This window comes from Enterobacter cloacae complex sp. 2022EL-00788 (genome assembly GCF_026627565.1).
Lineage (GTDB): Bacteria > Pseudomonadota > Gammaproteobacteria > Enterobacterales > Enterobacteriaceae > Enterobacter > Enterobacter pasteurii.
The window spans coordinates 180,889-206,379 of record NZ_JAPNMC010000004.1 but is presented as its reverse complement, the minus strand read 5'-3'; the positions used below and the strand labels follow the sequence as shown (position 1 = coordinate 206,379).

General features: G+C 56.2%; 26 protein-coding genes. 8 read left to right on the top strand and 18 right to left on the bottom strand.

Annotated elements, in window-relative coordinates; translation table 11 throughout:
* The first annotated feature begins 3 nt into the window (after positions 1–3).
* The 5 genes from OWK27_RS07870 to OWK27_RS07850 are packed head-to-tail and all read left to right on the top strand — an operon-like array spanning position 4 to position 3,938.
* Positions 4–417, top strand: a complete 414-nt coding sequence (locus OWK27_RS07870; RefSeq protein ID WP_110812082.1) for a phage GP46 family protein — start codon at positions 4–6, stop codon at positions 415–417.
* Positions 410–1,489 (top strand): baseplate J/gp47 family protein, encoded by a 1,080-nt coding sequence (locus OWK27_RS07865; RefSeq protein ID WP_267590163.1) that lies wholly within the window; start codon positions 410–412, stop codon positions 1,487–1,489. Before OWK27_RS07870 ends, OWK27_RS07865 begins: the two co-directional genes overlap by 8 nt.
* A complete protein-coding gene (locus tag OWK27_RS07860) occupies positions 1,489–2,070 on the top strand; it encodes a YmfQ family protein (RefSeq protein ID WP_267590162.1) in 582 nt (193 codons plus the stop codon). Before OWK27_RS07865 ends, OWK27_RS07860 begins: the two co-directional genes overlap by 1 nt.
* A complete protein-coding gene (locus OWK27_RS07855; RefSeq protein WP_267590161.1) occupies positions 2,063–3,505 on the top strand; it encodes a gp53-like domain-containing protein in 1,443 nt (480 codons plus the stop codon). Before OWK27_RS07860 ends, OWK27_RS07855 begins: the two co-directional genes overlap by 8 nt.
* Before the next feature lies 1 nt (position 3,506).
* Positions 3,507–3,938, top strand: a complete 432-nt coding sequence (locus tag OWK27_RS07850; protein ID WP_267590160.1) for a tail fiber assembly protein — start codon at positions 3,507–3,509, stop codon at positions 3,936–3,938.
* A 13-nt stretch (positions 3,939–3,951) separates the two neighbouring features.
* Here the strand turns inward: OWK27_RS07850 and OWK27_RS07845 are convergent, their stop codons facing one another.
* From OWK27_RS07845 to OWK27_RS07795, 11 genes are all read right to left on the bottom strand, one after another.
* Positions 3,952–4,695, bottom strand: coding sequence for a glycosyltransferase family 25 protein (locus tag OWK27_RS07845; protein ID WP_267590159.1), 744 nt, complete (start codon positions 4,693–4,695; stop codon positions 3,952–3,954).
* Between the two features lie 121 nt (positions 4,696–4,816).
* Entirely contained in the window at positions 4,817–5,398 is a 582-nt protein-coding gene (locus tag OWK27_RS07840; RefSeq protein ID WP_267590158.1) for an antA/AntB antirepressor family protein, read from the bottom strand.
* A 400-nt stretch (positions 5,399–5,798) separates the two neighbouring features.
* Entirely contained in the window at positions 5,799–6,206 is a 408-nt protein-coding gene (locus tag OWK27_RS07835) for a DoxX family protein (protein WP_267590157.1), read from the bottom strand.
* Between the two features lie 249 nt (positions 6,207–6,455).
* Complete coding sequence (locus OWK27_RS07830) at positions 6,456–6,752, bottom strand: YqjK-like family protein (RefSeq protein WP_148418372.1); 297 nt, start codon at positions 6,750–6,752, stop codon at positions 6,456–6,458.
* The gene (locus OWK27_RS07825; protein ID WP_148418373.1) at positions 6,749–7,147 is read right to left on the bottom strand and encodes a phage holin family protein; all 399 of its coding nucleotides are present in this window, start codon (positions 7,145–7,147) and stop codon (positions 6,749–6,751) included. The genes OWK27_RS07830 and OWK27_RS07825 overlap by 4 nt, the downstream gene beginning before the upstream one ends.
* A gap of 2 nt (positions 7,148–7,149) precedes the next feature.
* Complete coding sequence (locus OWK27_RS07820) at positions 7,150–7,455, bottom strand: DUF883 family protein (protein WP_003862645.1); 306 nt, start codon at positions 7,453–7,455, stop codon at positions 7,150–7,152.
* 29 nt (positions 7,456–7,484) lie between these two features.
* On the bottom strand, positions 7,485–7,853 hold the full coding sequence (locus OWK27_RS07815; RefSeq protein ID WP_148418374.1) for a DUF1090 domain-containing protein: 369 nt from the start codon (positions 7,851–7,853) through the stop codon (positions 7,485–7,487).
* A 143-nt stretch (positions 7,854–7,996) separates the two neighbouring features.
* The gene (mzrA, locus tag OWK27_RS07810) at positions 7,997–8,380 is read right to left on the bottom strand and encodes an EnvZ/OmpR regulon moderator MzrA (RefSeq protein ID WP_148418375.1); all 384 of its coding nucleotides are present in this window, start codon (positions 8,378–8,380) and stop codon (positions 7,997–7,999) included.
* A 2-nt stretch (positions 8,381–8,382) separates the two neighbouring features.
* Entirely contained in the window at positions 8,383–9,045 is a 663-nt protein-coding gene (yqjA, locus tag OWK27_RS07805; protein WP_022649475.1) for a DedA family general envelope maintenance protein YqjA, read from the bottom strand.
* A gap of 342 nt (positions 9,046–9,387) precedes the next feature.
* Positions 9,388–10,164: a transcriptional regulator ExuR gene (gene exuR, locus OWK27_RS07800; protein WP_242170363.1), complete on the bottom strand. Its 777-nt coding sequence runs from the start codon at positions 10,162–10,164 to the stop codon at positions 9,388–9,390.
* Positions 10,165–10,293: 129 nt separating this feature from the next.
* Positions 10,294–11,592, bottom strand: a complete 1,299-nt coding sequence (locus OWK27_RS07795) for an MFS transporter (RefSeq protein ID WP_267590156.1) — start codon at positions 11,590–11,592, stop codon at positions 10,294–10,296.
* A 474-nt stretch (positions 11,593–12,066) separates the two neighbouring features.
* On the opposite strand from OWK27_RS07795, the gene uxaC reads away from it, so the two are divergent.
* Entirely contained in the window at positions 12,067–13,479 is a 1,413-nt protein-coding gene (uxaC, locus tag OWK27_RS07790; RefSeq protein ID WP_267590155.1) for a glucuronate isomerase, read from the top strand.
* A 17-nt stretch (positions 13,480–13,496) separates the two neighbouring features.
* Positions 13,497–14,984 (top strand): UxaA family hydrolase, encoded by a 1,488-nt coding sequence (locus OWK27_RS07785; protein ID WP_267590154.1) that lies wholly within the window; start codon positions 13,497–13,499, stop codon positions 14,982–14,984.
* A gap of 92 nt (positions 14,985–15,076) precedes the next feature.
* Here OWK27_RS07785 and sstT read toward each other — a convergent pair whose 3' ends face one another.
* The 4 genes from sstT to OWK27_RS07765 form a co-directional block, all read right to left on the bottom strand.
* A complete protein-coding gene (gene sstT, locus OWK27_RS07780) occupies positions 15,077–16,318 on the bottom strand; it encodes a serine/threonine transporter SstT (RefSeq protein ID WP_148418380.1) in 1,242 nt (413 codons plus the stop codon).
* A gap of 221 nt (positions 16,319–16,539) precedes the next feature.
* Entirely contained in the window at positions 16,540–17,508 is a 969-nt protein-coding gene (locus OWK27_RS07775) for a TerC family protein (protein WP_176609419.1), read from the bottom strand.
* A 251-nt stretch (positions 17,509–17,759) separates the two neighbouring features.
* Positions 17,760–18,758, bottom strand: coding sequence for a Gfo/Idh/MocA family protein (locus tag OWK27_RS07770; protein WP_176609420.1), 999 nt, complete (start codon positions 18,756–18,758; stop codon positions 17,760–17,762).
* Positions 18,759–18,828: 70 nt separating this feature from the next.
* Complete coding sequence (locus tag OWK27_RS07765; protein ID WP_176609421.1) at positions 18,829–19,332, bottom strand: M48 family metallopeptidase; 504 nt, start codon at positions 19,330–19,332, stop codon at positions 18,829–18,831.
* An 85-nt stretch (positions 19,333–19,417) separates the two neighbouring features.
* Between OWK27_RS07765 and rlmG the strand changes: the two genes are divergently transcribed.
* Positions 19,418–20,554, top strand: coding sequence for a 23S rRNA (guanine(1835)-N(2))-methyltransferase RlmG (gene rlmG, locus OWK27_RS07760; protein WP_176609422.1), 1,137 nt, complete (start codon positions 19,418–19,420; stop codon positions 20,552–20,554).
* Here rlmG and OWK27_RS07755 read toward each other — a convergent pair.
* The 3 genes from OWK27_RS07755 to lsrR form a co-directional block, all read right to left on the bottom strand.
* Positions 20,551–22,572, bottom strand: a complete 2,022-nt coding sequence (locus tag OWK27_RS07755; protein WP_267590153.1) for an NADPH-dependent 2,4-dienoyl-CoA reductase — start codon at positions 22,570–22,572, stop codon at positions 20,551–20,553. The genes rlmG and OWK27_RS07755 overlap by 4 nt on opposite strands.
* Before the next feature lie 174 nt (positions 22,573–22,746).
* A complete protein-coding gene (lsrK, locus tag OWK27_RS07750; protein ID WP_267590152.1) occupies positions 22,747–24,375 on the bottom strand; it encodes an autoinducer-2 kinase in 1,629 nt (542 codons plus the stop codon).
* Between the two features lie 35 nt (positions 24,376–24,410).
* The gene (lsrR, locus tag OWK27_RS07745) at positions 24,411–25,379 is read right to left on the bottom strand and encodes a transcriptional regulator LsrR (RefSeq protein ID WP_047652762.1); all 969 of its coding nucleotides are present in this window, start codon (positions 25,377–25,379) and stop codon (positions 24,411–24,413) included.
* Between the last annotated feature and the right edge of the window lie 112 nt (positions 25,380–25,491).

Sequence of the window (25,491 nt, the reverse complement as noted above, 5' to 3'; positions counted from 1 at the left end):
ATCATGATCCTCTATGTTAACGGGCTTCTGAAGGAGTCCACGGATCCGCTCGACCTTTTGACGCGTTCTGTCGTGATCTCTCTTTTTTCCTGGCGGCGTGCCGAAAGTGACGACCGGACACCAGAACCTTATGGCTGGTGGGGCGATACCTGGCCAACAGTACAGAACGACCGGATCGGCTCCCGTCTGTATCTGCTGAAACGCCGGAAACTCACCAACAAAACACCACAGGATGCCCGCGAGTACATGCAGCAGGCGCTGGCGTGGATGACCGAGGACGGTGTGGCCGCGCGGGTTGAGGTAACTGCAGAACGAACGGGAATAGACGTGCTGGCGGCCGGGGTAACGATTTACCAGCGCGACGGCACTATTCACAACATTACTTTTGACGACATCTGGAGTGAACTCGATGGCTGACAGTCAATTTTCACGGCCTGAACTCCCGCAACTGATCGCCACCATTCGCAGTGATTTGCTGACGCGCTTCCAGGAGGATGTGTTACTGCGCAGGATGGATGCAGAGGTTTACGCGCGGGCGCAGGCTGCTGCAGTTCATACCCTATATGGCTATATCGATTATCTGGCACGCAACATGCTGCCTGATTTGTGCGATGAGGACTGGTTATACCGGCACGGCAGAATCAAGCGCTGCCCGCGCAAGGATGCTGTGGCCGCGACAGGGTTTGTGCGCTGGGATGGGATAAGCGGTACGCCGACGCTGCCCGCCGGTACACAGGTGCAGCGTGATGACCAGGTGACCTTTACTACCACCCAGACCGTCAAAGCGTCCGGTGGCGTGTTGCGTGTGCCGGTGGTGGCCGATAACGCCGGGGCGGCAGGCAATACCGATGATGGTGTTGCGTTGCGTCTGGGAACGCCAGTCAGCGGCATCCCGTCAACCGGATACGCTGACACCGTGAACGGCGGTGATGATGTGGAGGAGCTGGAGACCTGGCGCGCCCGCGTTATGGAGCGCTACTACTGGATACCGCAGGGTGGTGCTGACTCAGATTATATCATCTGGGCAAAAGAGATCGCCGGTATTACCAGAGCCTGGACGCTGCGCCACTACAGCGGCATTGGTACCGTTGGCGTGATGGTGGCAACCAGTGACCCGACCCATCCCGCCCCGGGTGATGACCTTGTTCAGGCCGTCCGCGATCATATTCTTCCGCTGGCGCCAGTGGCCGGGGCCGGATTGACGGTGTTCGCCGCCAGCGAAAAGGTTATCCCGATGACCATAGCTCTGGCAAAAGATACTCCCGAAATTCGCGCGGCCGTCACGGCGGAACTGAATTCCCTGATGCTGAGGGATGGGGTGCCATCCGGAAAAGTGTACCTGTCCCGCATCAGCGAGGCGATCAGCCTGGCAACGGGTGAAGTCGCGCACCAGCTACGTGCGCCGGTGACAGATGTTGCGCTGGGCGAAACAGAATTACCCGTTGTCGGGACCATTACCTGGGCGACGTATACGGGGGTAAGCAGCTGATGGCACTGAATGATGAATATGAGCAGCTCCTTTATAAGCTGCTGCCATCCGGCCCGGCATGGGAGGGAGAGAACCCGCTGATTGAAGGGCTGGCACCGTCTCTCACACGCGTACATCAGCGTGCTAATGCGCTGATGAAGGAAATCGACCCTGCGCAAACGACAGAGCTGATAGACCGTTATGAAACCGTCTACGGCCTGCCTGATTCCTGTACTCCGGACGGCGTGCAGTCACTACGACAGCGCCAGCAGCGTCTTGACGCGAAAGCCAACGTTGCCGGCGGTATTAACGAACAGTTTTACCGCAACCAGCTGGACGCCCTGGGATACACCACGGCCACTATCGAACAGTTTCAGAACCTCGACAGCTCCCCCGATCCGGAATGGGGCGAATTCTGGCGCTATTACTGGCGCGTAAATATTCCGGCTGATGCCAATGTCAGCTGGCAGACCTGCACCAGTGCGTGCAATTCAGCAATCAGAACATGGGGCGATACGGTAGCTGAGTGCGTCATCGAAAAGCTGGCACCATCACACACCGTCGTTGTTTTCGCTTACCCGGAAGGAACAAACAATGCATAGAATTGATACACCAACGGCACAGGCCGATAAATTTGGTCCCGGAAAAAATGGTTTTACGAATGGTGACCCGGCGACAGGCCGCCGCGCTACGGACCTGAACAGCGATATGTGGGATGCCGTTCAGGAGGAGATCTGCGCTGTTATTGAAAAGTCAGGACTGGTCCTGAACAAAGATCAGCACGATCAGCTTTATCAGGCGATCGTGAAAATTATCACGGGTAAAATTCCTGACGCTCTCCTGAAAAAGAACAACCTATCAGACCTGGCAGATAAGGCGCTGGCACGGGCAAATCTGCAGCTTAAAACTGCGGCGCAGAAAGATATTGTGACATCAACGTCCGATACAACAGCTGATCGTGTTCCGGTAGTGGGATGGCAGGGACTGGGCTTAGCCGCTCAATTCCGCATGGGTCAGGTATCGCAATTCCTTGCATATGCATCCACTGATTTAAAAGAGGTACCAGCTAATGGCGCAGGATGGCAATCAGCATATGGTGCAACACGCCGCGCACAGATTTTCATGACCACCGGCGGGAATGTATATTCAAGATTTTCACTTTCTGATGTCACATATGATGTTGATACACCCTGGGCTATTCATTATACGACATTAAACAAGCCAACTGCCGCGGATGTTGGTGCTGTTGCAAAGACTGGCGACACAATGACGGGCAGACTCATCGTGAACTTTGATGGTGAGGCTATCAGGTTAAAACCAAAAACAGCTGGTTATGCCAGTTACTTAATTTCAGTTGATTCAGCTAATGTAAACCACTGGTATGTAGGAGCAGGTTCAACAGGTAATGCTGATGTCGTTTTCAACAATTACAAGGGCGGAAATAACAGTATTAATCTGAAGAGTGACGGCTCACTAAATATCACCGCCACAAATGGAAAAGACGTCAATATATATGGTCAGGTTGTTCCAAGCAACTATACCAATTTTGACAGTCGATATATTAATGCGGATGGTGCAACATTCGCAGGTTTTGTGAGCGGGGATGCAGCAAGACCTTATATGCGCCACAGGGTCAGTAATGCTGTGGTGCAGCTGGCAAAGGCTGGGGATTCTTATACAAAAGCAGAATCTGATAATGGTTATATGGCAAAAACTGGAGCATATACGAAGGGCGAAAGTGATGCGCGTTACCAGTTAAAAAACACCGCCTCGCGTGCTACAAATGGATGGTTCAAAGATACAACTACCGGAATGATTTTCCAGTGGGGGAGAAACACATCTTCAGTAGTTGGGAATACCACTGTGACTTTTCCTATAGCTTTTCCAAATGCTTGTTTGAATGTACAAAATACATGGGTAAGGGGAGCTAATAACCCAGGGCAAAGCCCTTGGGGGTTTGTTAGTAGCTTTAACAATACATCTGCAAGTTTGTCGAGTGATGCTTCTGGTTCATACTGGTATGCGATAGGATATTAAAATGACTGAGCGAATTTTTTATAGTGCACAAACTAATGGGTTCTATCCTTATTCTTTATTAGCTGATTATGATGAAGCTGGAAACTGGCCTGGCGACGCGGTAGAAATCTCCTTTAACTGGTACTGTTATCTTCTGGATGGACAAAGCGGAGGGAAAATAATATCCCCCAATGAATATGGCTCACCGGTTCTATCTGACCCGCCGGAACCGACAAAGGATGAGCTAATATCAGCAGCTGAAGCACAAAAACAACGTTTATTGGCTGATGCATCAGCAGCAGTTGCACCACTGCAAGATGCTATAGATTTGGGTATGGCTACAGAAACAGAAATTGCAGTACTTCAAGAATGGAAAAAATATAGGGTGCTATTGAACCGAATAGATACCTCAACAGCTCCCGATATTGAATGGCCTGACGCTCCAGAACTATAATTCAGAGAAATTGTTACACTGATTTATAGCTAATTTTCTTAAGCATTAAGTTCAGCATCCGCTTTAGTTGATAGCCCTTCTGCTTCTTTTGCAGTTTATTCATATAGCTTTCGCGGATGTCTTTAAGTTTTTTTCTTCCAGACTCAAGTGAGGAACCAGCTTTGTCTGCATCATTACTATCGACCAAACCTTCATTGAGGCACCATATTTTTATTGAGCAGAAATCTCGGAAAAACATCCATCGGTCAGCTTCAAATTTAATCGGCAAGTTGAAGTTGAGTATTTTATTAGCAGCTTCTTTGTTTATAATGTAGGCGCAGGCCTGGCTGGCTCTTGCCATTTTATAAAATGAAAAGGTGCCAGAAATAGATCTTTTGAACTTAGGGTAATAACTCTCCGGGCTATTCAAAAGAAATATTTCTGGCGATGAACTCTCGATGGACTTAGATATGCTGTCGATTGCGTTAATAACCTTTTCGTTTAAGACTGCATCATCTTCAAGTATCAAAGCAAATGGTGTGTTTTCAGATGCCATCTTAGAATAGATATGGAGATGGCTTAAAGCGCATCCAATTTCGCCTGGAGTTAAATTGCAGGTTGGGTAATCATGAGTAACTGTAGAAAGAACTTCAAAGCTTAATTCATTCCCTGCTACGGCATTTATAACCTCATAACTGATACCGTATTGCTCGCATTGTTCAGTGATACGATGCCTTTTATGTGGCTCAGTTTTCATGTTAATTATGTAACACTTCATTTTAAATCCTTATATTGCCGCGCCCAAAAATAACGCTTTTATCAAGCATTTTGCTGGTTCTTCTTCGCTAAATGCTAACCGAGCAGCCTCACTATATGCAATAGCGGGCTGCCCTGTGTTGTTAATGTTGCAGCCAGCAATCACGCGCTTGCCGTGCTATGGCGATCATTTTCTGTATCTCGCCGAGCGTGAATTTTTCCGCTTCATCGCACGGCATTACCACATAGCCGGAACGGATTACATGTTCCAGGCACGATTCGGGGTTCATAACCACTTCGCCAGGCATAAGAGGGTGACAGGCCACGGGCAGACCGTTCTCAAAGTAGGTGATTACAGCGTAATTTCCCTGAGAAGTGGGGCTGGAAGTTTGCTGTTTTAACTTTCTTTCGCACTCAATGAAGTAGCGGCGAATCAGTCTGCCTTTATCGTTCCGCTCTACCATAGCCAGTTCTTTGGCGGTGTGGATTGTCAGGTGGTAGTCTTTTCGGTTGTGCCCGCCACGCCCTTTTCTTTGCTCACCAAAATGGGTGAGCAATATAAAATCCTCGTTTTCAATAAAGCCGTAATCAGCTATTCGCTCTCGGATCCATGAGGAAAAATCTTTCCGTACACCGAGAAAGAGATGAAGCTCCCGCGCATCGCATAGGAGTGTTTTTTCATTGGAGATAGAACCGTCGAAGACAGGAATTAGTTGGGTGGTCATAGTGACGCCCTCATGTGGTTTCTAAATTAATCACCACTTTCGAGGCTAATCGAGGGGGTGGTGAACTGTGCAGGGTTAGCCTTACCGGGAAACCACCGGCGCGGATTTCTCCGCCCCCACACAGCCCACCATAATGCGAAGATGTGACTATGCAAACGACAATAAAAAACACGCTCGCGGCGTGTTGTAGTCGCGGTTTCTATCCGGGAGGCTAATCCCGGCACCAGATTTTGCTGGTGCAGGGCGAGTATGGAAAAAAATCATTTTTATGTCAACGATGGTTAAAAGATAGTTCTCCAAAACTCAAACATAAGTGCTTGAGTTTGGTAGATTTTAGAGATCGGTTATTAGCAGTGATTTTAAGCCAGAAAATAGGGCTTAACCTTTTGATTTATAAAGGCTAATCATCGATTTCGCTAACCTTCTTATTCAGAAGGCGGTCGATGCTGTATGCGCCCGGACCAGTGATGGCCAGCAGCAGGAAGCCGCCTGCGATGGTCATGTTTTTCATGAACATCAGGGAGTTCACGCCTTCCGCAAAGTTGCTGTGGAACAGGAACGCGGTCAGCAGGGTGAAGCCGGCGGTGAACAGCGCCGTGGTGCGGGTCAGGAAACCGAACAGTACCGCCAGGCCGCCGCCAAACTCAAGCAGGATGGTCAGCGGCAGCAGGAACCCCGGCACGCCCATGGCTTCCATATACTGCTGTGTGCCAGCATAGCCGGTGATTTTGCCCCAGCCTGCCACGATAAACAGAACAGGCATCAGGATACGCGCTACCAGTACACCAACATCTTCTAATTTTTTCATTTTACTCTCCAGGGAACCACATCAGCGGCTTAACTTTATTTATGTGCAAATTCGGGTAGATACCGCGTCTTTGCTGTCGATGGAGAGGAGTGTAAACGGGGCGGGTAGCAATTGTTAGCAAGGAAAACTGTCAATCTTCTTCAAAGATATTGAGTAAGGGAATGCGCGCTGGTGCCCTCACGCCAGCACTGTCCTGAAGAGAGAGGGCGCAAAAACAAAAAACGGTAACCTGAGTTACCGTTTTGCTTTTTACCGCAGCTGCTGCTGACGAATCGTGGCCTTCACCAGACGCCATGCGCTCCAGACGCCGAAGCCGCGGCGCGCCCAGCGAATCAGCATATTTGGATGACGAATCGTCCAGATAGCCATCACGCTGCTGCCAACCAGCGCCCACGAACGCAGGCTCAGGATGGTATTCCAGCCGCGGTCATAACGCTGGGTCAGCTCCAGCCAGTCGCGACGGCTGGCGGACAGGTCCAGCCGCTGCTGTTGGATCTGGCTCAGCAGATACGCTTTTCGCTTCTGACGTTCGGCTTTGTCGCTCACGGCTTGTCATCCTCCAGCAGGGCGCGATCGTTGGCCAGCTCCTGACGCGTATGGCGCAGGAAGGTCGACGTACGCGCTTTACGCAGAGTCCAGATACCGCCTATCAGCGCGGCAACCAGCAGAACCACCGTGGTCGCAATCATCGCGTTCAGACGATACTGCGGGTCAATAGCCCAGATGATTAACACCATCAGGCTCATCAGCCCGAACGCGGCAAAGAGCATCGTAAGTCCAAGCATGAGCAGCATCTGGAAGAGATTGGCTTTCTCCTCTTCCAGCTCCACTACCGCCAGCCGGACGCGCGTTTCGGCAATCCCGACCAGCGTCGTAAGAATACGCTGGCCGATGCCGAGGACGTTTTTAGCAGGCCCTTGTGCGTGACGAGGATCTTCCATAATCAACGACGCGTCAGCAGAACGCCCAGCACCACACCTACTGCGGCACCAATACCTACGCCAGTCCATGGATTATCACGTACATATTCGTCTGCGCGCGCTGCTGCTTCGCGGGTCTGTTTCGCCAGCGCATCACCCGTTTCACCCAGACGATAACGGCTCTCTTTCAGCGCCTGCTCCGCTTTACTGCGCAGCTTGCTCACTTCTTCTTTCGATTTATCGGCAGAGGAGTTCAGCACCTCTTCCAGAGTGTCCGCCAGGGATTTCAGCTCAGCGCGCAGATTTTCTGAAGTTGTATCTTTTGACATGATTCTCTCCTGTTGAGATTTCCGTTAACTCAATAATCGCGAGCTTCCAGCGCTTTCAGTTCGTCCTGCGCCTCTTGTAACTTCCTCTCGCGCTTGGCAATCTTTTCCGCATCCCCTTTCTCTTTCGCTTCCTGCAGGTCTTGACGGCGCTCGGCTATCTCGTCCTTCTGTTCAGCGATTTTTTCCTGATGTTCGGCACGCAGCTTGCTGTCGGAACAGTTGGCTTTCACTTCGCTCAGCGCTTTTTTCAGACCGTCGATCCGGTGCTGGTTGTTATGCTTTTCGGCATAGCTGATTTCGCGCTGGATATCCTGTTCTTTCTCCTGACAAAGAGACATTGCGAAGGAAGTTGTGCTTAACGAAAAAAGGGCCAGAGCCAGGGTGATGCGGTATTTCATTATAGAAACCTTCCATTGTGTTACGGCGTAAGCCGTGTTCCAGAACTATGCGGAGAACATCTGAGGGGTGCTCCGCGTACTTAAGCATAGTAAGTAAACGGGAGTTTCACCAAAGTAGGTGAAAATATTCGGAATAGTAGTCGTTAACCAAATCGATGCGACGTGTCGCGTAACCGTGACATCCAGGAGGCCACGTGGCTGTCATCGTCCTGCTGCGCGATGATATAACCATGAGGCAGCGTTCGGTCCAGCACGGCTTTTGCCGCGGCGCTTTGCGCACTGGAGTCAAATTTTATCAGCAGCACATCGTCTTGCGGCGTAATGCTTTTAAAGCGGATCCCGTTTGCGTCCAGATGATGCCAGATGGAAAAACCATCCGGCACGCTGGCTCCCTGACTCACAGGGCGGATAGCCAGCGTCGACTCCTGATGCTGTAGCGCAGACCACAGCAGGATGAGCGTGCTCAACATCATCAGCGCGACGATGGCATAAGAGAAGCGGCGCAGGGCGAGCGGGGAGATAACCATCCTTAACCCCTGGCTCCATATTTCTTCTTCCACAGCACAACCAGTGAACCTACCAGACCAAACACCAGCAGGACGACCGGCAGCAGCATCAGGCAGGACATGAGCTGATCTTCATACTTCATAAATACCGGCGTTTTGCCGAGCGCGTAGCCGAGCGTGGTCAGGATCAGAACCCACAGCAAGCCGCTCATCCAGTTAAAGAACTGGAAGCGCGCGCTGCTCAGGCCAGACAGGCCCGCAATGGTGGGCAGCAGGGTGCGAACAAACGCGATGAAGCGGCCAATCAGCAGCGCGGAAAGCCCGTGCTTGTGGAAAAGGTGGTGCGCCCGCTGGTGGTAATGTGCCGGAAGATGCGAAAGCCAGTTCTGGACGATACGCGTGTTGCCCAGCCAGCGCCCCTGAATATAGCTCACCCAGCAGCCCAGGCTGGCGGCAATGGTTAACAGCAATACCGTTTGCGGGAAGGCCATCGCCCCTTTTGCACAAAGTACCCCGACCAGCACCAGCAGGCTGTCGCCCGGTAAAAAGGCGGCAGGCAACAAACCGTTCTCAAGGAACAGGATCATAAATAAGACAAAATAGAGCATGCCAATCATGGACGGGTTGGCCAGCGTTTCGAAATCCTGAGCCCAGAGGGCGTTCAGTAGTTGGGTCAAAAGTTCCATTCAGTGTTCCTGGAAATCGGTTAACGTCACGCCTGTCATTCGGGAAAAACAGCACGGCGACATTGTAGTGATTTCATTATGGTCGCTCGCGGACACATTGATGCGTGGCCAACACTGTTCCCTGTTAATTGGCTGGTTAGCAAGCACTAACTTACAAAATAACGAAGTGAATCCAATTGTAACAAAGCCCGACGTTCTGCGTCACAGAATTTGAGGGGAAACGTGATTTTGGCGTAAGCCATGAAGGGGAGCGAGACTTTTTACAAAGGCTGACACTATAGAGGTTTTCTTACCCTGCATCGCCGGAAGGCGCAGCGGTGCGCCTGCCAGCAGCCCAGGGGCTTATTTTGCGAGATTGGCCGCAGTATCGAGATGAACGACCGGATTATCGGCAAAAAGATAGCGGTCTGCGTTAAATTCAAAGTCATCACTGGTTTCATTAAAGAGCATCTGTTTGGTGTTTTCCAGATGCTGCCACATCGCCAGCTTCGCCGCGTGCGGGTCTTTACGAATCAGCGCCTTAAGAATCTGATCGTGGTCGTCGCACCAGTTATCCACCGTGCGGGAATCGATGTGATCGTGCAGTTTCTTCCAGTACGGGTTGTGAACGCGCTGAGTCCACATTTTTTCTACGATTGCCGCCAGCGCAGTGTTCTGGGTTGCAAGGGCGACCTGGACGTGGAACTGCAGGTCCCATTCGGAATCGCGGAAACATTTTTCCTTACGCGCGTGATCCTGAATTTCCATCAGCTTCATGATGTCCTGCTTGGTCACCTGAGTCGCCGCAAATTCCGCGATATTGCTTTCGATCAGCTGGCGAGCCTGGAGAAGCTCGAACGGACCGTAGCTGGCAAACTCCAGGCTTTCGTCCGGGGCCGGAGAGTGCTTTGCCTGGTTGGAAATCACGTGAATGCCGGAACCTTTACGCACCTCAACGTAGCCTTCCACTTCCAGCATGATGATGGCTTCGCGCACCACCGTGCGGCTGACGCTTTTCTCGTCCGCGATAAAACGCTCGGCGGGAAGTTTATCACCGACAAGATAGACACCTTGCTCGATGCGATCTTTCAGCTCGGCAGCAAGTTGTTGATATAAACGACGAGATTCGGTGATTTCCATATACGCTCCAGGCAGGGTACCGCGAATGATTTGTTATACCACTTTTGCGTGCCAGTCTCCAGATTTTGCCATCAAAAAAGCCGCCCGGAGGCGGCTTCTGCGAAGATTTTGCCGGGTGGTGGCGCAGCGCTAACTCTGCGTCGCCGGCCCTCCGAGGGACTCTTTCGCCAGTTCGTCGGCGGATTTACTTTTCAGCACCGTCCAGATCACCACCGCGCCCAGCAGGTCGAAGATTGCCAGTACCGCGAACAGCGGGCTGAAGCCGATGGTGTCTGCCAGCGCGCCGACCACCAGGGCGAACATGGTGCTTGCTGTCCAGGCGGCCATGCCGGTCAGGCCGTTGGCGGTGGCAACTTCGTTACGGCCAAACACGTCGGAGGAGAGCGTAATCAGCGCCCCGGACAGAGACTGGTGAGCAAAACCACCGATACACAGCAGCGCGATAGCAACGTAAGGGCTGGTGAACAGACCGATCATGCCCGGGCCGATCATCAGCAGCGCGCCCAGGGTGACCACCATCTTACGGGAAACAATCAGGTTCACGCCAAACCAGCGCTGGAACAGCGGTGGCAGGTAGCCGCCCACGATACAGCCCAGGTCCGCGAACAGCATTGGCATCCAGGCGAACATCGCGATCTCTTTCAGGTTAAAGCCGTAAACTTTGAACATGAACAGCGGGATCCAGGCATTGAACGTGCCCCAGGCCGGTTCTGCCAGGAAGCGTGGCAGGGCGATACCCCAGAACTGACGGGTGCCGAGGATCTGCCAGACGGACATCTTTTTGCCGTTATCGGTCTGATGCTGCGATTCCTGGCCATTAATAATGTAGTCGCGTTCTTCGGTAGACAGCTTTTTCTGATCGCGCGGGTGTTTATAGAAGATCAGCCACGCCATCGCCCAGGCAAAGCTCAGTACGCCCGAGATGATGAACGCCATCTGCCAGCTGTGCATCACGATGGCCCATACCACCAGCGGCGGCGCAATCATCGCCCCGATGGACGAGCCCACGTTGAAGTAGCCCACCGCAATGGAGCGCTCTTTTGCCGGGAACCACTCGGAGCTGGCCTTCAGCCCCGCCGGGATCATCGCCGCTTCGGCGGCACCAACCGCACCACGCGCCAGCGCCAGCCCGCCACAGCTTCCTGCCAGTGCGGTCGCGCCGCAGAAGACGGCCCAGGCAACGGCGAAGAAGGCGTAACCAATTTTTGTACCCAGAATATCAAGAACATAACCTGCAACAGGCTGCATTACGGTGTAAGCGGCAGAGTACGCCGCGATGATGTAAGAGTATTGCTGCGTGGAGATATGTAACTCTTCCATCAACGTTGGCGCCGCGGCTGCCACGGTGTTACGCGTCAGGTAGCCCAGCACGGTGCCGAGCGTCACCAGTGCAATCATGTACCAACGTAACCCTTTAATTTTACGCATGTAAAACCTCATCGTTATGTTATTTCCGTGTCGGGACACGGCAACAGCTCAACCGTTATCGGGAGCTGTTCTGTAACGGGAGGGGCGTAACCGGGAGCGTGTCCCGGAACGGCCCGAACCTTGCCATAAGTAATCGTGCTTAAGTCGGTTTCCGTACCGTTAAATCCGGTGTGAAGCACCGGTAATGCATTCCGTCGGCATAGTGTTTGCGACGGCGAAACGATAACTTGTCATACAACTTTAAAAGGTGAGTGACATCACAAAAGTGTGAATCTTTGTAGGGATATTCTGCGGCGCGGATAAAGCCAGTGCTGGCGCGGTCTGCGAGAGGGTTTACCCCTTTGAGGGTAATTTATTTGTCGACGTTTATTGATCTAACTCACGAAAAAAACGTCGGCCTCTGGAAATTGGTGTGATAACTTTGCAGCATCTGAACATAAGCTTTCTGCCGCTCCCGTAATGAGGAAGACGATAATGACGCCGTTTATGACCGACGATTTTCTGTTAGATAGCGAATTTGCCCGCCGCCTGTACCACGACTACGCAAAAGACCAGCCGATTTTCGACTACCACTGCCATCTACCGCCGCAGCAGGTTGCCGAAAATTACCGCTTCAAAAACCTGTATGATATCTGGCTGAAGGGTGACCACTATAAATGGCGAGCGATGCGCACCAACGGCGTGGCCGAGCGCCTGTGTACCGGCGACGCCACCGACCGCGAGAAGTTTGACGCCTGGGCCGCTACCGTTCCGCACACCATCGGTAATCCGCTATACCACTGGACGCACCTTGAGCTGCGTCGTCCGTTTGGCATAACCGGCAAGCTGCTTTCTCCAGCCACCGCGGATGAAATCTGGGACCAGTGCAACGACCTGCTCGCGCAGGACAACTTCTCCGCGCGCGGCATCATGAAGCAGATGAACGTGAAGATGGTGGGGACGACCGACGATCCGATCGACTCCCTGGAGCACCACGCGGTGGTCGCCAAAGACGCCGCGTTTGACATCAAGGTGCTGCCAAGCTGGCGCCCGGATAAAGCCTTCAACATCGAGCAGGCAACCTTTAACGACTACATGGCGAAGCTGGCGGAAGTCTCCGATACCGACATCCGTCGTTTCGCCGATCTGCAAACGGCGCTTACCAAACGTCTGGATCACTTCGCCGCGCACGGCTGTAAGGTCTCTGACCACGCGCTGGACGTGGTGCTGTTCGCGGAATCTAACGAAGCCGAGCTGGACGGCATTCTGGCGCGCCGTCTCTCCGGCGAACAGTTAAGCGAGCATGAAGTCGCCCAGTTCAAAACCGCGGTGCTGGTGTTCCTCGGTGCGGAATATGCCCGTCGCGGCTGGGTTCAGCAGTATCACATCGGCGCGCTGCGTAATAACAACCAGCGCCAGTTTATGCTGCTGGGCGCGGACGTAGGCTTTGACTCCATCAACGACCGTCCGCTGGCGGAAGAGCTGTCTAAGCTGCTGAGCAAACAGAACGAGCAAAACCTGCTGCCAAAAACCATCCTCTACTGCCTGAACCCGCGCGATAACGAAGTGCTGGGCACCATGATCGGCAACTTCCAGGGGGAAGGGATGCCGGGCAAGATGCAGTTCGGCTCCGGCTGGTGGTTTAACGACCAGAAAGACGGCATGGAGCGTCAGATGACGCAGCTGGCGCAGCTTGGCCTGTTAAGCCGCTTTGTCGGCATGCTGACCGACAGCCGCAGCTTCCTCTCCTACACTCGCCACGAATATTTCCGCCGCATTCTGTGCCAGATGATTGGCCGTTGGGTGCACGCGGGCGAAGCGCCAGCGGATATCCAGCTGCTGGGCGAAATGGTGAAAAACATCTGCTTTAACAATGCGCGTGACTACTTCGCCATTGAACTGAACTAAGGCCGCTTGAGGTTGATATGCAATACATCAAAATCCATTCGCCGGATAACGTTGCCGTCGCGCTGGCAGATTTAGCCGAAGGGACGGAAGTGGCCTTCGACAGCCAGTCGGTGACGTTACGCCAGGCTATTGGGCGTGGCCATAAGTTTGCCCTGATCCCCATTGCCAAAGGGGAGAACGTGGTGAAGTACGGTTTGCCCATCGGTCACGCGCTGGCGGATATTGCGCCGGGTGAATACATTCATTCCCACAATACCCGCACCAACCTCAGCGATCTGGACGAGTACAGCTATCAACCTGACTTTCAGACGGAAGAAGCCCAGGCGGCCGATCGTGAGGTGCAGATCTACCGCCGCGCCAGCGGCGAGGTGGGGATCCGCAATGAACTGTGGATCCTCCCGACCGTCGGCTGCGTGAACGGGATTGCGCGTCAAATCCAGGCGCGCTTCCTGAAAGAGACCAGCGGTGCCGAAGGCACCGACGGGGTGCATCTGTTCAGCCACACCTACGGCTGCTCCCAGCTGGGTGACGACCACATCAACACCCGCACCATGCTGCAAAACATGGTGCGCCATCCGAATGCGGGCGCGGTGCTGGTGATTGGCCTCGGCTGTGAAAACAACCAGGTGGATGCCTTTCGCGAAACGCTGGGCGACTTCGATCCCGAGCGTGTGCGCTTTATGGTGTGTCAGCATCAGGATGACGAAGTGGAGGCGGGCGTTGAACAGCTGCATCAGCTGTATGAGGTGATGCGTCACGACAGGCGCGAGCCGGGCAAGCTGAGCGAACTGAAGTTTGGCCTGGAGTGCGGCGGATCTGACGGGCTTTCCGGCATTACCGCCAACCCGATGCTGGGCCGCTTCTCGGATTACGTGATTGCCAATGGCGGCACCACGGTGCTGACCGAAGTGCCGGAGATGTTCGGCGCGGAGCGTATTCTGATGAGCCACTGCCGCGACGAAGAGACGTTTGAAAAGACCGTAACCATGGTGAACGACTTCAAACAGTACTTTATAGCCCACAACCAGCCGATTTATGAGAACCCGTCGCCGGGTAACAAAGCGGGGGGGATCACCACGCTGGAAGAGAAATCCCTCGGCTGCACCCAGAAGGCGGGCGCCAGCCAGGTGGTGGACGTTCTGCGCTACGGCGAACGCCTGAAAACCCACGGCCTGAACCTGCTGAGCGCGCCAGGTAACGATGCGGTCGCCACCAGCGCGCTGGCGGGGGCGGGCTGCCACATGGTGTTGTTCAGTACCGGCCGCGGTACGCCGTACGGCGGGTTTGTGCCGACGGTTAAAATTGCCACCAACAGCGAGCTGGCGGCAAAGAAAAAGCACTGGATCGATTTCGACGCAGGGCAGCTGATCCACGGCAAAGCGATGCCGCAGCTGCTGACCGAGTTCGTGGACGCTATCGCAGAGTTCGCCAGCGGCAGGCAGACCTGTAACGAGAAGAACGACTTCCGCGAGCTGGCGATTTTTAAGAGTGGTGTGACGCTCTAAGCTGGGTGCGGGCTGGTGCCCTCACCCCAACCCTCTCCACGGGGAGAGGGGGCAAATACTAAAAACGGCAACCTCAGGGTTGCCGTTTTGCTTTATCCGCGCAGGGCGTTCTTCGCTAAACGCGCGTCTTCCGCCTGGCAGGCCGCCGCGGTGAACAGCACGTCCGTTGAGGAGTTCAGCGCGGTTTCGCAGGAGTCCTGCAGGACGCCGATAATGAAGCCGACCGCAACAACCTGCATTGCAATTTCGTTCGGAATGCCAAACATATTACAGGCCAGCGGGATCAGCAGCAGCGAACCGCCCGCCACGCCGGATGCGCCGCAGGCGCACAGCGACGCCACCACGCTCAGCAGCAGCGCCGTTGGCAGATCGACCGGAATACCCAGCGTATGCACGGCCGCCAGCGTCAGCACGGTGATGGTAATCGCTGCACCCGCCATGTTGACGGTCGCACCCAGCGGAATGGAAACCGAGTAGGTGTCGCGATCCAGGTTCAGCTTCTCCGCCAGCGCCATGTTAACCGGAATGTTCGCCGCCGAGCTGCGGGTAAAGAAGGCATATACGCCGCTTTCGCGCAGGCAGGTCAATACCAGCGGATACGGGTTGCGGCGGATCTGCCAGAACACCAGCAGCGGGTTGATCACCAGCGCCACCAGCAGCATGCAGCCTACCAGCACAAACAGCAGCTGTGCATAGCCCCACAGCGCGTCAAAGCCGGTTGTCGCAAGCGTAGACGACACCAGACCAAAGATACCGACCGGCGCAAAGCGAATGACGACCTTCACGATAAAGGTCACGGCGTTGGACATATCGTTGACCAGGTTTTTCGTCGTTTCGTTGCCGTGACGCAGGGCGAATCCAAGCCCGATTGCCCAGACCAGGATGCCAATGTAGTTTGCATTCAGCAGGGCATCAATCGGGTTTGTCACCATGCTCATCAGCAGGCCACGCAGAACCTCCACGATGCCGGAAGGCGGCGTGATGTCGCCCGCCGCAGAGGTCAGATGCAGCGTGGACGGGAAGAGGAAGCTAAAGACCACCGCGGTCAGCGCAGCAGAAAACGTGCCCAGCAGATATAAAAAGAGAATCGGACGAATGTTGGTTTTTTGTCCGTGCTGGTGATTGGCGATGGAAGCCATGACCAGCATCAGAACCAGCACCGGCGCAACGGCCTTCAGCGCGCCCACGAACAGGGTGCCGAGTAACCCTGTCGCTTCCGCGGCAGGTTTTGACACCAGCGCCAGCAGGATCCCCAGAACCAGCCCTACCAGGATTTGTTTAACCAGGCTGCCCTGCGTGATACGCGCCAGCAGGCCTTTAGATTGTGTGCTCATACTAAATTCCTAAGTGAAATTGCGTTCCATCCTGGATGTGCTCTAAGTCACATTTATTTCAGGATGTAAATATTTGTTTGCCTGGTTGAGTATCACGGAAAGCGGGGAAAGGCGGAAGCGTAAAATGCTGGATTTTACGTGTTGCGTCATATTTTTTAACTATTGCGTTACAAAAGTGTGTTCACCCTCTCCCCTGTGGGGAGAGGGCCGGGGAGAGGGGATTACTCCGCCTGCTGCTTTTTATCGTGCTGGCGGTTAACCCAGGTATTAATTACCAGCGTCACCAGCAGAATGCCAAACACCACGCTGAGCGAAATGGCGATCGGGATATGGTAGAAATCGACGATCAGCATCTTGATACCGATGAAGACCAGAATCACCGACAGGCCGTATTTCAGCATCGAGAAACGCTCCGCCGCGCCCGCCAGCAGGAAGTACATCGCGCGCAGGCCGAGGATCGCGAACAGGTTAGAGGTCAGCACGATGAACGGGTCGGTGGTGACCGCGAAGATAGCCGGGATACTGTCTACCGCGAAAATCACGTCGCTCAGCTCGACCAGAATCAGCACCAGCAGCAGCGGGGTGGCAAACAGCAGGCCGTTCTTGCGCACGAAGAAATGCTCGCTTTCGATCTTGTCCGTCATGCGCAGATGACCGCGGATCCACTTCACCAGCGGCTTATCGCCGATACCGGTATCGTCTTCTTTCGCCAGCGCCATTTTGACGCCGGTGAACAGCAGGAACGCGCCGAACACGTACAGCAACCATTCAAACTGGGTAATCAGCCAGCTGCCGGCGAAGATCATGATGGTACGCAGGATGATGGCACCGAGCACGCCGTACACCAGCACGCGGCGTTGCAGAGCCGCAGGCACGGCAAAATAGCTAAACAGCATCAGCCAGACGAAGACGTTATCTACCGCCAGCGCTTTTTCAATCAGATAACCGGTGAGGAAGGCGAGAGCCTGAGGATCGGCCACCGCGCGGCCTTCGGTCGAGGCCAGATACCACCAGAAGGCGGCGCAGAAAAGGAGTGAGAGGGATACCCACACCAGCGACCAGACGGCGGCTTGCTTAACGCTCATGCCGTGCTCGCCGCGGCGGCCCTGCAAAAAGAGGTCGATCGCCAGCATGATGAGCACGACAACCGCGAATCCGCCCCACAGCATTGGAGTGCCGACAGAATGCATACTATTTTCCTTACACATAAAAAACAAAAACGGCTATGGTCAGAAGACGATAGCCGTTAGCTTTTTATGCATAGACCTCGCCTTCCGGCAAGGTCTCACTTACAACCATAAAGGTTGCCCGGCGACCGGATGCGGTTTTGCACGCATCGTAATGACGATCCACCGGCGAAGAAGTTACTCCCCTTTGCAGGTAACAAAATATGTCAGAACATTGATTTCGTCAATGCTCTGCACGGTTTCATTACACAGCTTTACGCGATAGCTTCCGCATTCACGCCGTCTGCGGGGAAGACCACGCCGGTCTGTCGGCGGATCTCCGTTTGCAGCTTCGCCGTGGTGCGGCTTATCGCAAGCCCCGGGTGGTTCACTTCGTTGTCTTCTACCAGACGGGCGAAGACCTCTGCCTCATAGAGCATAGTGTTAATATGCTGAGGCTGCGTCAGCTCCTGCGCTTTTCCGCCGCGCGGGACGATGCTCAGCTTCTGGCATTCGGAGATTTTTTCGATCACCAGCGAGCCGTCTTCGCCCTGAATTTCGCTTGGCAGCACGGAGTCGCTGACCTTCGAGTGCTGCAACGTCACGCTGAAATCACCGTAGTCGAGCACCACGATACCGTGAGCGTCCACGCCGCTGTCCAGCAGGCTGGCGGTGGCCGTCACGCCGTGTGGTTCCCCCCACAGCGCAACCGCAGAGGCCAGACAGTAAAAACCGATATCCATAATCGAGCCGTTCGAGAAGGCCGGGTTAAAGGTATTCGGGTTCTCGCCGTCCAGATAGCGCTGATAGCGCGACGAATACTGGCAGTAGTTGATAAAGGCTTTACGCACTTTGCCAATTTTCGGCAGGGACTGCTGCAGCAGCAGGAAGTTGGGCAGGCTGGCGGTTTTGAACGCTTCGAACAGTACCACCTGGTTTTCGCGGGCAAGCGCAATGGCGGCTTCCACTTCCTGACTATTCGAGGCCAGCGGCTTCTCGCAGATCACATGCTTTTTGTGGCCGAGGAACAGCGCCGTTTGCGGGAAGTGCAGGGAGTTCGGGCTGGCGATATAAACCGCGTCAATAGCGTCGCTTTGCGCCATCTCGTCGAGCGAGGTGAACAGGTGTTCGACCAGGTAATCGTTCGCGAAGCTCTGCGCCTGCTCAAGGCTGCGGGAATAGACTGCGGTGAGCTTATATTTGCCGGTTTCGTGGGCGGCGTCGACGAACTGGCGCGTGATCCAGTTCGTACCGATGACTGCGAAACGTATCATAAACGTTTACGTACTCCGTAGCAGGGAACCTGTAGCCACTGTAGCACGTCATCATGACATTTCGCGTGCGCTACTGCGCATTACTCTTTAACGATAAATGCGTCAGCCACAAACGGGTATCAAACTCCAGCTGGTGGTACTGCGGCTCCATATGGCAGCAAAGGGCATAAAACGCTTTGTCGTGCTCCTTCTCCTTGAGGTGGGCAAGCTCGTGCACCACAATCATCCGCAGAAACGCTTCGGGCGCGTTACGAAATACGGTCGCCACGCGGATCTCCGCTTTGGCCTTCAGCCTGCCGCCCTGCACGCGAGAGACGGCGGTGTGCAGGCCGAGCGCGTTTTTCAGCACGTGGATCTTGCTGTCGTACATCACCTTGTTGACCGGCGGCGCGCTCTTCAGATACCGGTTTTTCAGATCCTGCGTATACTGCCAGAGCGCCTTATCGGTCGCGAAATCGTGCGTGCCGGGATAGCGTTTTTCCAGCACCGCGCCCAGCTTTTGATCGGCAATTAACGTCCGGACCTGGGAAAGCAGATGCTCCGGGTAGCCCTGGAGATAAGTCAGCTGGTTCATCAAAACCCCAAAATAAGTTGAAAACGGGTATACTCACGCACCCTTTTCAGGGATAACGCCGAAATTTTACCATTCAGGAGGGCCGATGAGCCACTTAGACAACGGTTTCCGTTCACTCAACCTTAAACGTTTCCCGGAAACGGACGACGTTAACCCGCTTCAGGCGTGGGAAGCGGCGGATGAATATCTGCTGCAACAGTTGGATGACGCTGAAATCAGCGGCCCGGTGCTGATCCTGAATGACGCGTTTGGCGCGCTGGCCTGCGCCCTGGCGGCACACACGCCTTACAGCATCGGCGATTCTTACCTGAGCGAGCTGGCGACGCGTGAAAACCTGCGTCACAACGATATCGAAGAGTCCAGCGTGAAGTTCCTCGACAGCACCGCGGACTACCCGCAGGCGCCGGGCGTGGTGCTGATTAAGGTGCCAAAAACCATGGCGCTGCTGGAGCAGCAGCTGCGCGCGCTGCGCAAGGTCGTGACGCCAGAAACCCGCATCATCGCGGGTGCCAAAGCGCGCGACATTCACACCTCGACGCTGGAGCTGTTCGAGAAGGTGCTGGGCCCGACTACCACTACGCTCGCCTGGAAAAAAGCGCGCCTGATCAACTGTACCTTCAGCGCGCCGGAACTGGCCGACGCGCCAGAAACCCTGAGCTGGAAGCTGGAAGGCACAGACTGGACCATCCATAACCACGCGAACGTCTTCTCCCGCACCGGTCTGGACATCGGCGCGCGTTTCTTTATGGAACACCTGCCGGAAAATCTGGAAGGGGAAATTGTCGACCTGGGCTGCGGCAACGGCGTGATTGGCCTGACGCTGCTGGCGAAGAACCCGGACGCCAGCGTGGTGTTCAGCGACGAATCGCCGATGGCGGTGGCGTCGAGCCGTCTGAACGTGGAAACCAACATGCCGGAGGCGCTGGACCGCTGCGAGTTCATGATCAACAACGCGCTGTCCGGCGTGGAGCCTTTCCGCTTCAACGCCGTGTTCTGCAACCCGCCGTTCCACCAGAAGCACGCCCTGACGGATAACGTCGCCTGGGAGATGTTCCACCACGCGCGCCGCTGCCTGAAGATCAACGGCGAGCTGTACATCGTGGCGAACCGCCACCTGGACTACTTCCACAAGCTGAAGAAGATTTTCGGCAACTGCGTCACCATCGCCACCAACAACAAGTTCGTGGTGCTGAAAGCGGTGAAGCTGGGACGTCGTCGCTAAATAATCAGTGCAAGCTGGGTGCCCTGCGCAATGGCCCGCCGCGCATCCAGCTCCATCGCCACGTCGCACCCGCCGATCAAATGCACCGTTTTACCTGCCTCACGCAGCGGATCCGCCAGATCCCGCTTCGGCTCTTGCCCGGCACACAAAATCACATGATCCACGCGCAGCAGCTGCGGTTCGCCGCCGATCGTGACGTGCAGGCCCTCGTCGTCGATCTTCTGATAGCTCACCGCCGGGATCATCTTCACCCCGCGCGACAGCAGGGTGGCGCGGTGGATCCAGCCCGTGGTTTTGCCCAGCCCTTCGCCCGGCTTGCTGGCTTTGCGCTGTAGCATGACGATCTGACGCGGGCTTTTCGGCAGCTGTGGCCCTTCAGGCCGCAGGCCGCCGGGCTGACTCAGGCTGGTATCAATTCCCCATTCCACGCAAAATTCGGCGATATTCTGGCTGGTGGCCTCGCCCGGCTGGCTCAGGTACATGGCGGTATCAAAGCCGATACCGCCGCAGCCGATAATGGCCACCTTCTCCCCCACGGGCGCTTTATCGCGCAGTACGTCCAGATAGCTCAACACCTTCGGATGATCGATGCCCTCGATCGCAGGCGTGCGCGGGGCGATCCCGCTTGCCAGGATCGCCTCGTCGAACGCCAGCAGATCGGCCGCCGTCACCCGCTGGTTAAGCCGCAGATCTACGCCCGTCAACTCGATCATCCGCCGGTAGTAGCGCAGGGTTTCATAGAATTCCTCTTTGCCGGGGATCTGTTTGGCGATATTAAACTGCCCGCCAATCTCACCGGCGGCATCAAACAGCGTCACGCTGTGCCCGCGCGAGGCGGCGTTCACCGCGAACGCCAGGCCCGCTGGTCCAGCGCCCACGACGGCCAGGCGTTTTTTATTGACCGCGGGAACGACAGGCATTGTGGTTTCATGGCAGGCGCGCGGATTCACGAGACAAGAGGTAACCTTGCCGACGAAGATCCGATCCAGGCAGGCCTGATTACAGCCGATGCAGGTGTTGATCTCATCCGCGCGTCCGCTTTGCGCTTTGGACAACAGTTCTGCATCCGCGAGGAACGGGCGCGCCATTGACACCATATCGGCATCGCCGCGTGATATCACGTCGTCCGCCACCTGCGGATCGTTAATACGGTTAGTGGTGACCAGCGGAACAGACACTTTTCCCTTCAGCCTGCGCGTTACCCAGCTGAACGCCGCGCGCGGCACCGGCGTGGCGATAGTTGGAATGCGCGCCTCGTGCCAGCCGATGCCGGTGTTGATGATGGTGGCGCCCGCGGCTTCAACCGCCTTCGCCAGCTGCACGGCTTCATCGAACGTCCCGCCGCCCTCCACCAGGTCGAGCATCGACAGGCGGAAGATGATGATAAAATCCGCCCCCGCGCGCTCACGCACCGCGCGCACCACCTCCACCGCAAAGCGCATGCGGCGGGCATAGTCGCCGCCCCATTCATCCTCGCGCTGGTTGGTGCGCGCGGCGAGAAATTCGTTGATCAGATAGCCCTCGGAGCCCATCACCTCCACGCCGTCATAGCCCGCTTCACGCGCCAGCGCGGCGCAGCGGGCGAAGTCCTCAATCAGCGCCAGGATCTCGTCGTGGCTGAGGGCATGCGGCCTGAAGCGGTTGATGGGGGCCTGGATGGCCGACGGCGCGACCAGATTCGGCTGATAGCTGTAGCGCCCGGTGTGCAGGATTTGCAGGGCGATTTTGCCGCCCTCGCGGTGAACCGCGTCGGTCACAATGCGGTGGTGCGGCAGCTGGCTCGCGTCATTTAGCACCGCGCCGCCCTGCATCGTCACGCCCGTGGGCGCGGGCGATACGCCGCCGGTGACGATCAGCGCCACCCCGTGACGCGCGCGCTCGGCATAGAACGCCGCCAGACGCTCGGCCCCGTCCGGGCGCTCCTCCAGCCCGGTATGCATCGAGCCCATCAGCACGCGGTTTTTGAGGGTGGTGAACCCCAGATCGAGAGGGGCGAATAACGACGGGTAGCGGCTCATAGTCTCTTCCAGTGTAAAATTATTGTTATGTGGTCGGATGAGTTACTAATTTAGCCAGCGGGGAGTAAAAGGGAAAAGGGGAATGCGGTGAATGTGATGGGATTCAAATAATGCCCCTCACCCTAACCCTCTCCCCGAAGGGGAGAGGGGACTAGCCGGTGCGATCTTAAAGAGTTAGCTCGATCTGGTCTTTTCCCTCTCCCCTTTGGGGAGAGGGACAGGGTGAGGGGTGTGGGTTTTAACTAACCCTGGTGCCTCCCACATCGACGTCGTCAGCCCGCTGTCCACCAGCCCGAGCTGGTCCGCATACACCGCCTGCCACTTCTGCATCATGCCGTCGTACAGCTCGCGGTGCTGCGGGTTCGGCGTGAACTCCCGGCTCCACTGCACCAGCCGCTCGCCCGTCGAGGCCATATCCGCGAACAGCCCCGCGCCCGTTCCGGCCGCAATCGCGCAGCCCAGCGCCGTGGCCTCCTTCACTTCCGGCACGCGCACCGGCAGGCCGGTGACGTCGCTTAAAATCTGGCTCCACAGGGCGCCTTTCGAACCGCCGCCCGCAAACACCAGGCTCTCAAACTTAACGCCGGAGAAGCGCGAAATCTGCGCCAGGTTACAGGCAGAGACTATCGCCGCGTTCTCCTCCAGCGCGCGGAACAGCGTCGCTTTGTTGCACTTTTCCGGGTCAATGGAGAGGTTAATAAACGACGGTGCCGCGTGGTACCACTGCTTAAAATGCATCGCGTCGGAGAAGATGGGCATCACGCCGTGGGAGCCAGCGGGCACGCGGCTCGCCATCTCTTCGAGCAGGGAATAGGTGTCCATCCCCATCCGGTCGGCAATCAGCTTCTCTTCGGCGCAGAACGCGTCGCGGAACCAGCGCATGGTCAGCCCGGTAAAGAAGCTGATCGACTCCGCCTGCGCCATGCCGGGGATAACGTGCGGGTTCACGCGGATGTTCATGTCAGGGTCGGTGCGCACCTGCGGCAGGTTTACGACCTGCTGCCAGAAGGTACCGCCCAGCACCGCCGTTTGCCCGGCGCGGACCACGCCCAGCCCCAGACAGCCCAGCTGCACGTCGCCGCCGCCCATCACCACCGGCGTGCCCTCGCGCAGGCCACTCTGCTGTGCGGCCTCCCGGGTGATGGCACCCAGCACCGTCCCTGTCTCCTTCACCGGGGAGAGGATATCGGCGCGCAGCCCGGCCATGTCCAGCAGCGCCGGCCGCCAGTCGCGGGAGAAGAGATCCAGCATGCCGGTCGTGCCCGCGTTGGACGGGTCAACCGCCAGCTCGCCGGAAAGCTTCGCCGCCAGCCAGTCGCTGATCATGGTGATGGTGGCGGCCTTGCGGTAGATATCCGGCCGATGGTGCGCCAGCCACAGCAGGCGCGGCATTGCGCTCAGGGCAAGGGTTTGCCCGGAAACCTCATACACTTCGGATTCAAAGCGGTCGTCGTGGATCTCCTTGAGTTCGGCAACCTCGCGGCTGGCGCGGGCGTCGACGTTGGCGCAGGCCCAGATGGCCTCGCCGTTGCGGTCATACAGCACGATCCCTTCGCGCATCGAGCAGCAGGCGACGGACTGAATATCCGCCGCGCTCAGGCGCGCGCGCTCCAGCGCCTGATGAATGCACCGGCAGGCCAGCCGCCAGTTGGTGTCGAGGTCGAACTCCATCGACCCCGGCACGTTCTCCACGCTCAGGTGCTTCCACTCGGCCTGGCCGACGGCAACCTGGCTGCCCTGTAAATCGAAAATAACGGCGCGAACGCTGCCTGTCCCTGCATCTAACGCTAAAAGGTAACTCATGAGCTTGCCTCGCTGTTAGCGCAGGGCATCCCCCGTTACGTCAGGGCCAGCACCGCGCGGGCTGTCGTCTCTTCCGTCACCAGGCCATTGATACGGCGACCCTTCAGTGCGGCGTAAATCGCATCGGCTTTCTCTTCTCCTCCGGCCACGCCAACGATGGTGGGCAGCTGCGCCAGTTCATCGAGCGTGACGCCGAGTAATTCTTTGTGGATCTCCAGCTCTTCGACGCATTCGCCATCGGCATTGAGGAAATAGCCGAGGATGTCGCCGACCGCGCCCTTGCGGGCGTACATCAGCTGTTCACCTTCGCTGATATAGCCGGAGCGCAGGATGGTGGCGTCACGGCGCTGGTTCACCGAACCAATCCCGACCACCGCCACGTCGGCCGCGGTGGCGGCGAGGATCACGTCCCGCACGCTGGTTTCGCGCTTTAAGATCCCGGCCACTTCTGCGGATGAGACGCGAAGCGGGGCGGGGATCATGCTGACGCTGCAGGCCGCGTCCAGCTGGCCGATACCGGTCATATACGGCCCCACGCCGCCGGAGAGCGTCACCAGGCGGATCTGCTGCGAGCTGATAAAGCCGCTTAAATGTTGCAGGCTGCTCATGGTGGTTTCACCAAACCCCACCGCTAACAGCTGGCCGGGCTCCAGCACGCCCATCAGCGACTGCGCGGCGCCAATGCCGAGCCGCACGTTCATCGGCGGGGTATTAAGGGCGGGCATCACGCGCACCAGCTTCAGGCCAAAGCGCTGCTGGAGCTCGGTTTCCAGCGCCAGGCACCCCTCGTAGCGGGAGTTGATCTGCACGCGGATCACCCCGGACTGACGGCCCTTCTCCAGCAGGCGGGAGATCTTCAGGCGCGGCAGCCCGAGCCGTTCGCCAATATCGTTCTGGGTCAGCCCGTCGTGGTAGTAGCACCAGGCCACGCGCGCCACCAGCTCCTCTTCCGCCAGCGCCAGCCCGGCAAACCGTCCTTCTTCCGCAGTGCGTTTATCGCTCATAGTTGAACTCTTATAAAAATTTAGATCATATGTTCGTGATGGCGCGACGTGAAAATGTGAGCCACGCGACAAAACGGATCTTTAAGATGGTTTCTGTTTTATCTGGATCTTA

Excerpts from the sequence above, each read along its gene's own strand:
- OWK27_RS07870 (WP_110812082.1), top strand. The coding sequence starts at position 4 with ATGATCCTCTATGTTAACGGGCTTCTGAAGGAGTCCACGGATCCGCTC.
- OWK27_RS07865 (WP_267590163.1), top strand. The coding sequence starts at position 410 with ATGGCTGACAGTCAATTTTCACGGCCTGAACTCCCGCAACTGATCGCC.
- OWK27_RS07860 (WP_267590162.1), top strand. The coding sequence starts at position 1,489 with ATGGCACTGAATGATGAATATGAGCAGCTCCTTTATAAGCTGCTGCCA.
- OWK27_RS07855 (WP_267590161.1), top strand. The coding sequence starts at position 2,063 with ATGCATAGAATTGATACACCAACGGCACAGGCCGATAAATTTGGTCCC.
- OWK27_RS07850 (WP_267590160.1), top strand. The coding sequence starts at position 3,507 with ATGACTGAGCGAATTTTTTATAGTGCACAAACTAATGGGTTCTATCCT.
- OWK27_RS07845 (WP_267590159.1), bottom strand. The coding sequence starts at position 4,695 with ATGAAGTGTTACATAATTAACATGAAAACTGAGCCACATAAAAGGCAT.
- OWK27_RS07840 (WP_267590158.1), bottom strand. The coding sequence starts at position 5,398 with ATGACCACCCAACTAATTCCTGTCTTCGACGGTTCTATCTCCAATGAA.
- OWK27_RS07835 (WP_267590157.1), bottom strand. The coding sequence starts at position 6,206 with ATGAAAAAATTAGAAGATGTTGGTGTACTGGTAGCGCGTATCCTGATG.
- OWK27_RS07825 (WP_148418373.1), bottom strand. The coding sequence starts at position 7,147 with ATGGAAGATCCTCGTCACGCACAAGGGCCTGCTAAAAACGTCCTCGGC.
- OWK27_RS07820 (WP_003862645.1), bottom strand. The coding sequence starts at position 7,455 with ATGTCAAAAGATACAACTTCAGAAAATCTGCGCGCTGAGCTGAAATCC.
- OWK27_RS07815 (WP_148418374.1), bottom strand. The coding sequence starts at position 7,853 with ATGAAATACCGCATCACCCTGGCTCTGGCCCTTTTTTCGTTAAGCACA.
- mzrA (WP_148418375.1), bottom strand. The coding sequence starts at position 8,380 with ATGGTTATCTCCCCGCTCGCCCTGCGCCGCTTCTCTTATGCCATCGTC.
- yqjA (WP_022649475.1), bottom strand. The coding sequence starts at position 9,045 with ATGGAACTTTTGACCCAACTACTGAACGCCCTCTGGGCTCAGGATTTC.
- exuR (WP_242170363.1), bottom strand. The coding sequence starts at position 10,164 with ATGGAAATCACCGAATCTCGTCGTTTATATCAACAACTTGCTGCCGAG.
- OWK27_RS07795 (WP_267590156.1), bottom strand. The coding sequence starts at position 11,592 with ATGCGTAAAATTAAAGGGTTACGTTGGTACATGATTGCACTGGTGACG.
- uxaC (WP_267590155.1), top strand. The coding sequence starts at position 12,067 with ATGACGCCGTTTATGACCGACGATTTTCTGTTAGATAGCGAATTTGCC.
- OWK27_RS07785 (WP_267590154.1), top strand. The coding sequence starts at position 13,497 with ATGCAATACATCAAAATCCATTCGCCGGATAACGTTGCCGTCGCGCTG.
- sstT (WP_148418380.1), bottom strand. The coding sequence starts at position 16,318 with ATGAGCACACAATCTAAAGGCCTGCTGGCGCGTATCACGCAGGGCAGC.
- OWK27_RS07775 (WP_176609419.1), bottom strand. The coding sequence starts at position 17,508 with ATGCATTCTGTCGGCACTCCAATGCTGTGGGGCGGATTCGCGGTTGTC.
- OWK27_RS07770 (WP_176609420.1), bottom strand. The coding sequence starts at position 18,758 with ATGATACGTTTCGCAGTCATCGGTACGAACTGGATCACGCGCCAGTTC.
- OWK27_RS07765 (WP_176609421.1), bottom strand. The coding sequence starts at position 19,332 with ATGAACCAGCTGACTTATCTCCAGGGCTACCCGGAGCATCTGCTTTCC.
- rlmG (WP_176609422.1), top strand. The coding sequence starts at position 19,418 with ATGAGCCACTTAGACAACGGTTTCCGTTCACTCAACCTTAAACGTTTC.
- OWK27_RS07755 (WP_267590153.1), bottom strand. The coding sequence starts at position 22,572 with ATGAGCCGCTACCCGTCGTTATTCGCCCCTCTCGATCTGGGGTTCACC.
- lsrK (WP_267590152.1), bottom strand. The coding sequence starts at position 24,375 with ATGAGTTACCTTTTAGCGTTAGATGCAGGGACAGGCAGCGTTCGCGCC.
- lsrR (WP_047652762.1), bottom strand. The coding sequence starts at position 25,379 with ATGAGCGATAAACGCACTGCGGAAGAAGGACGGTTTGCCGGGCTGGCG.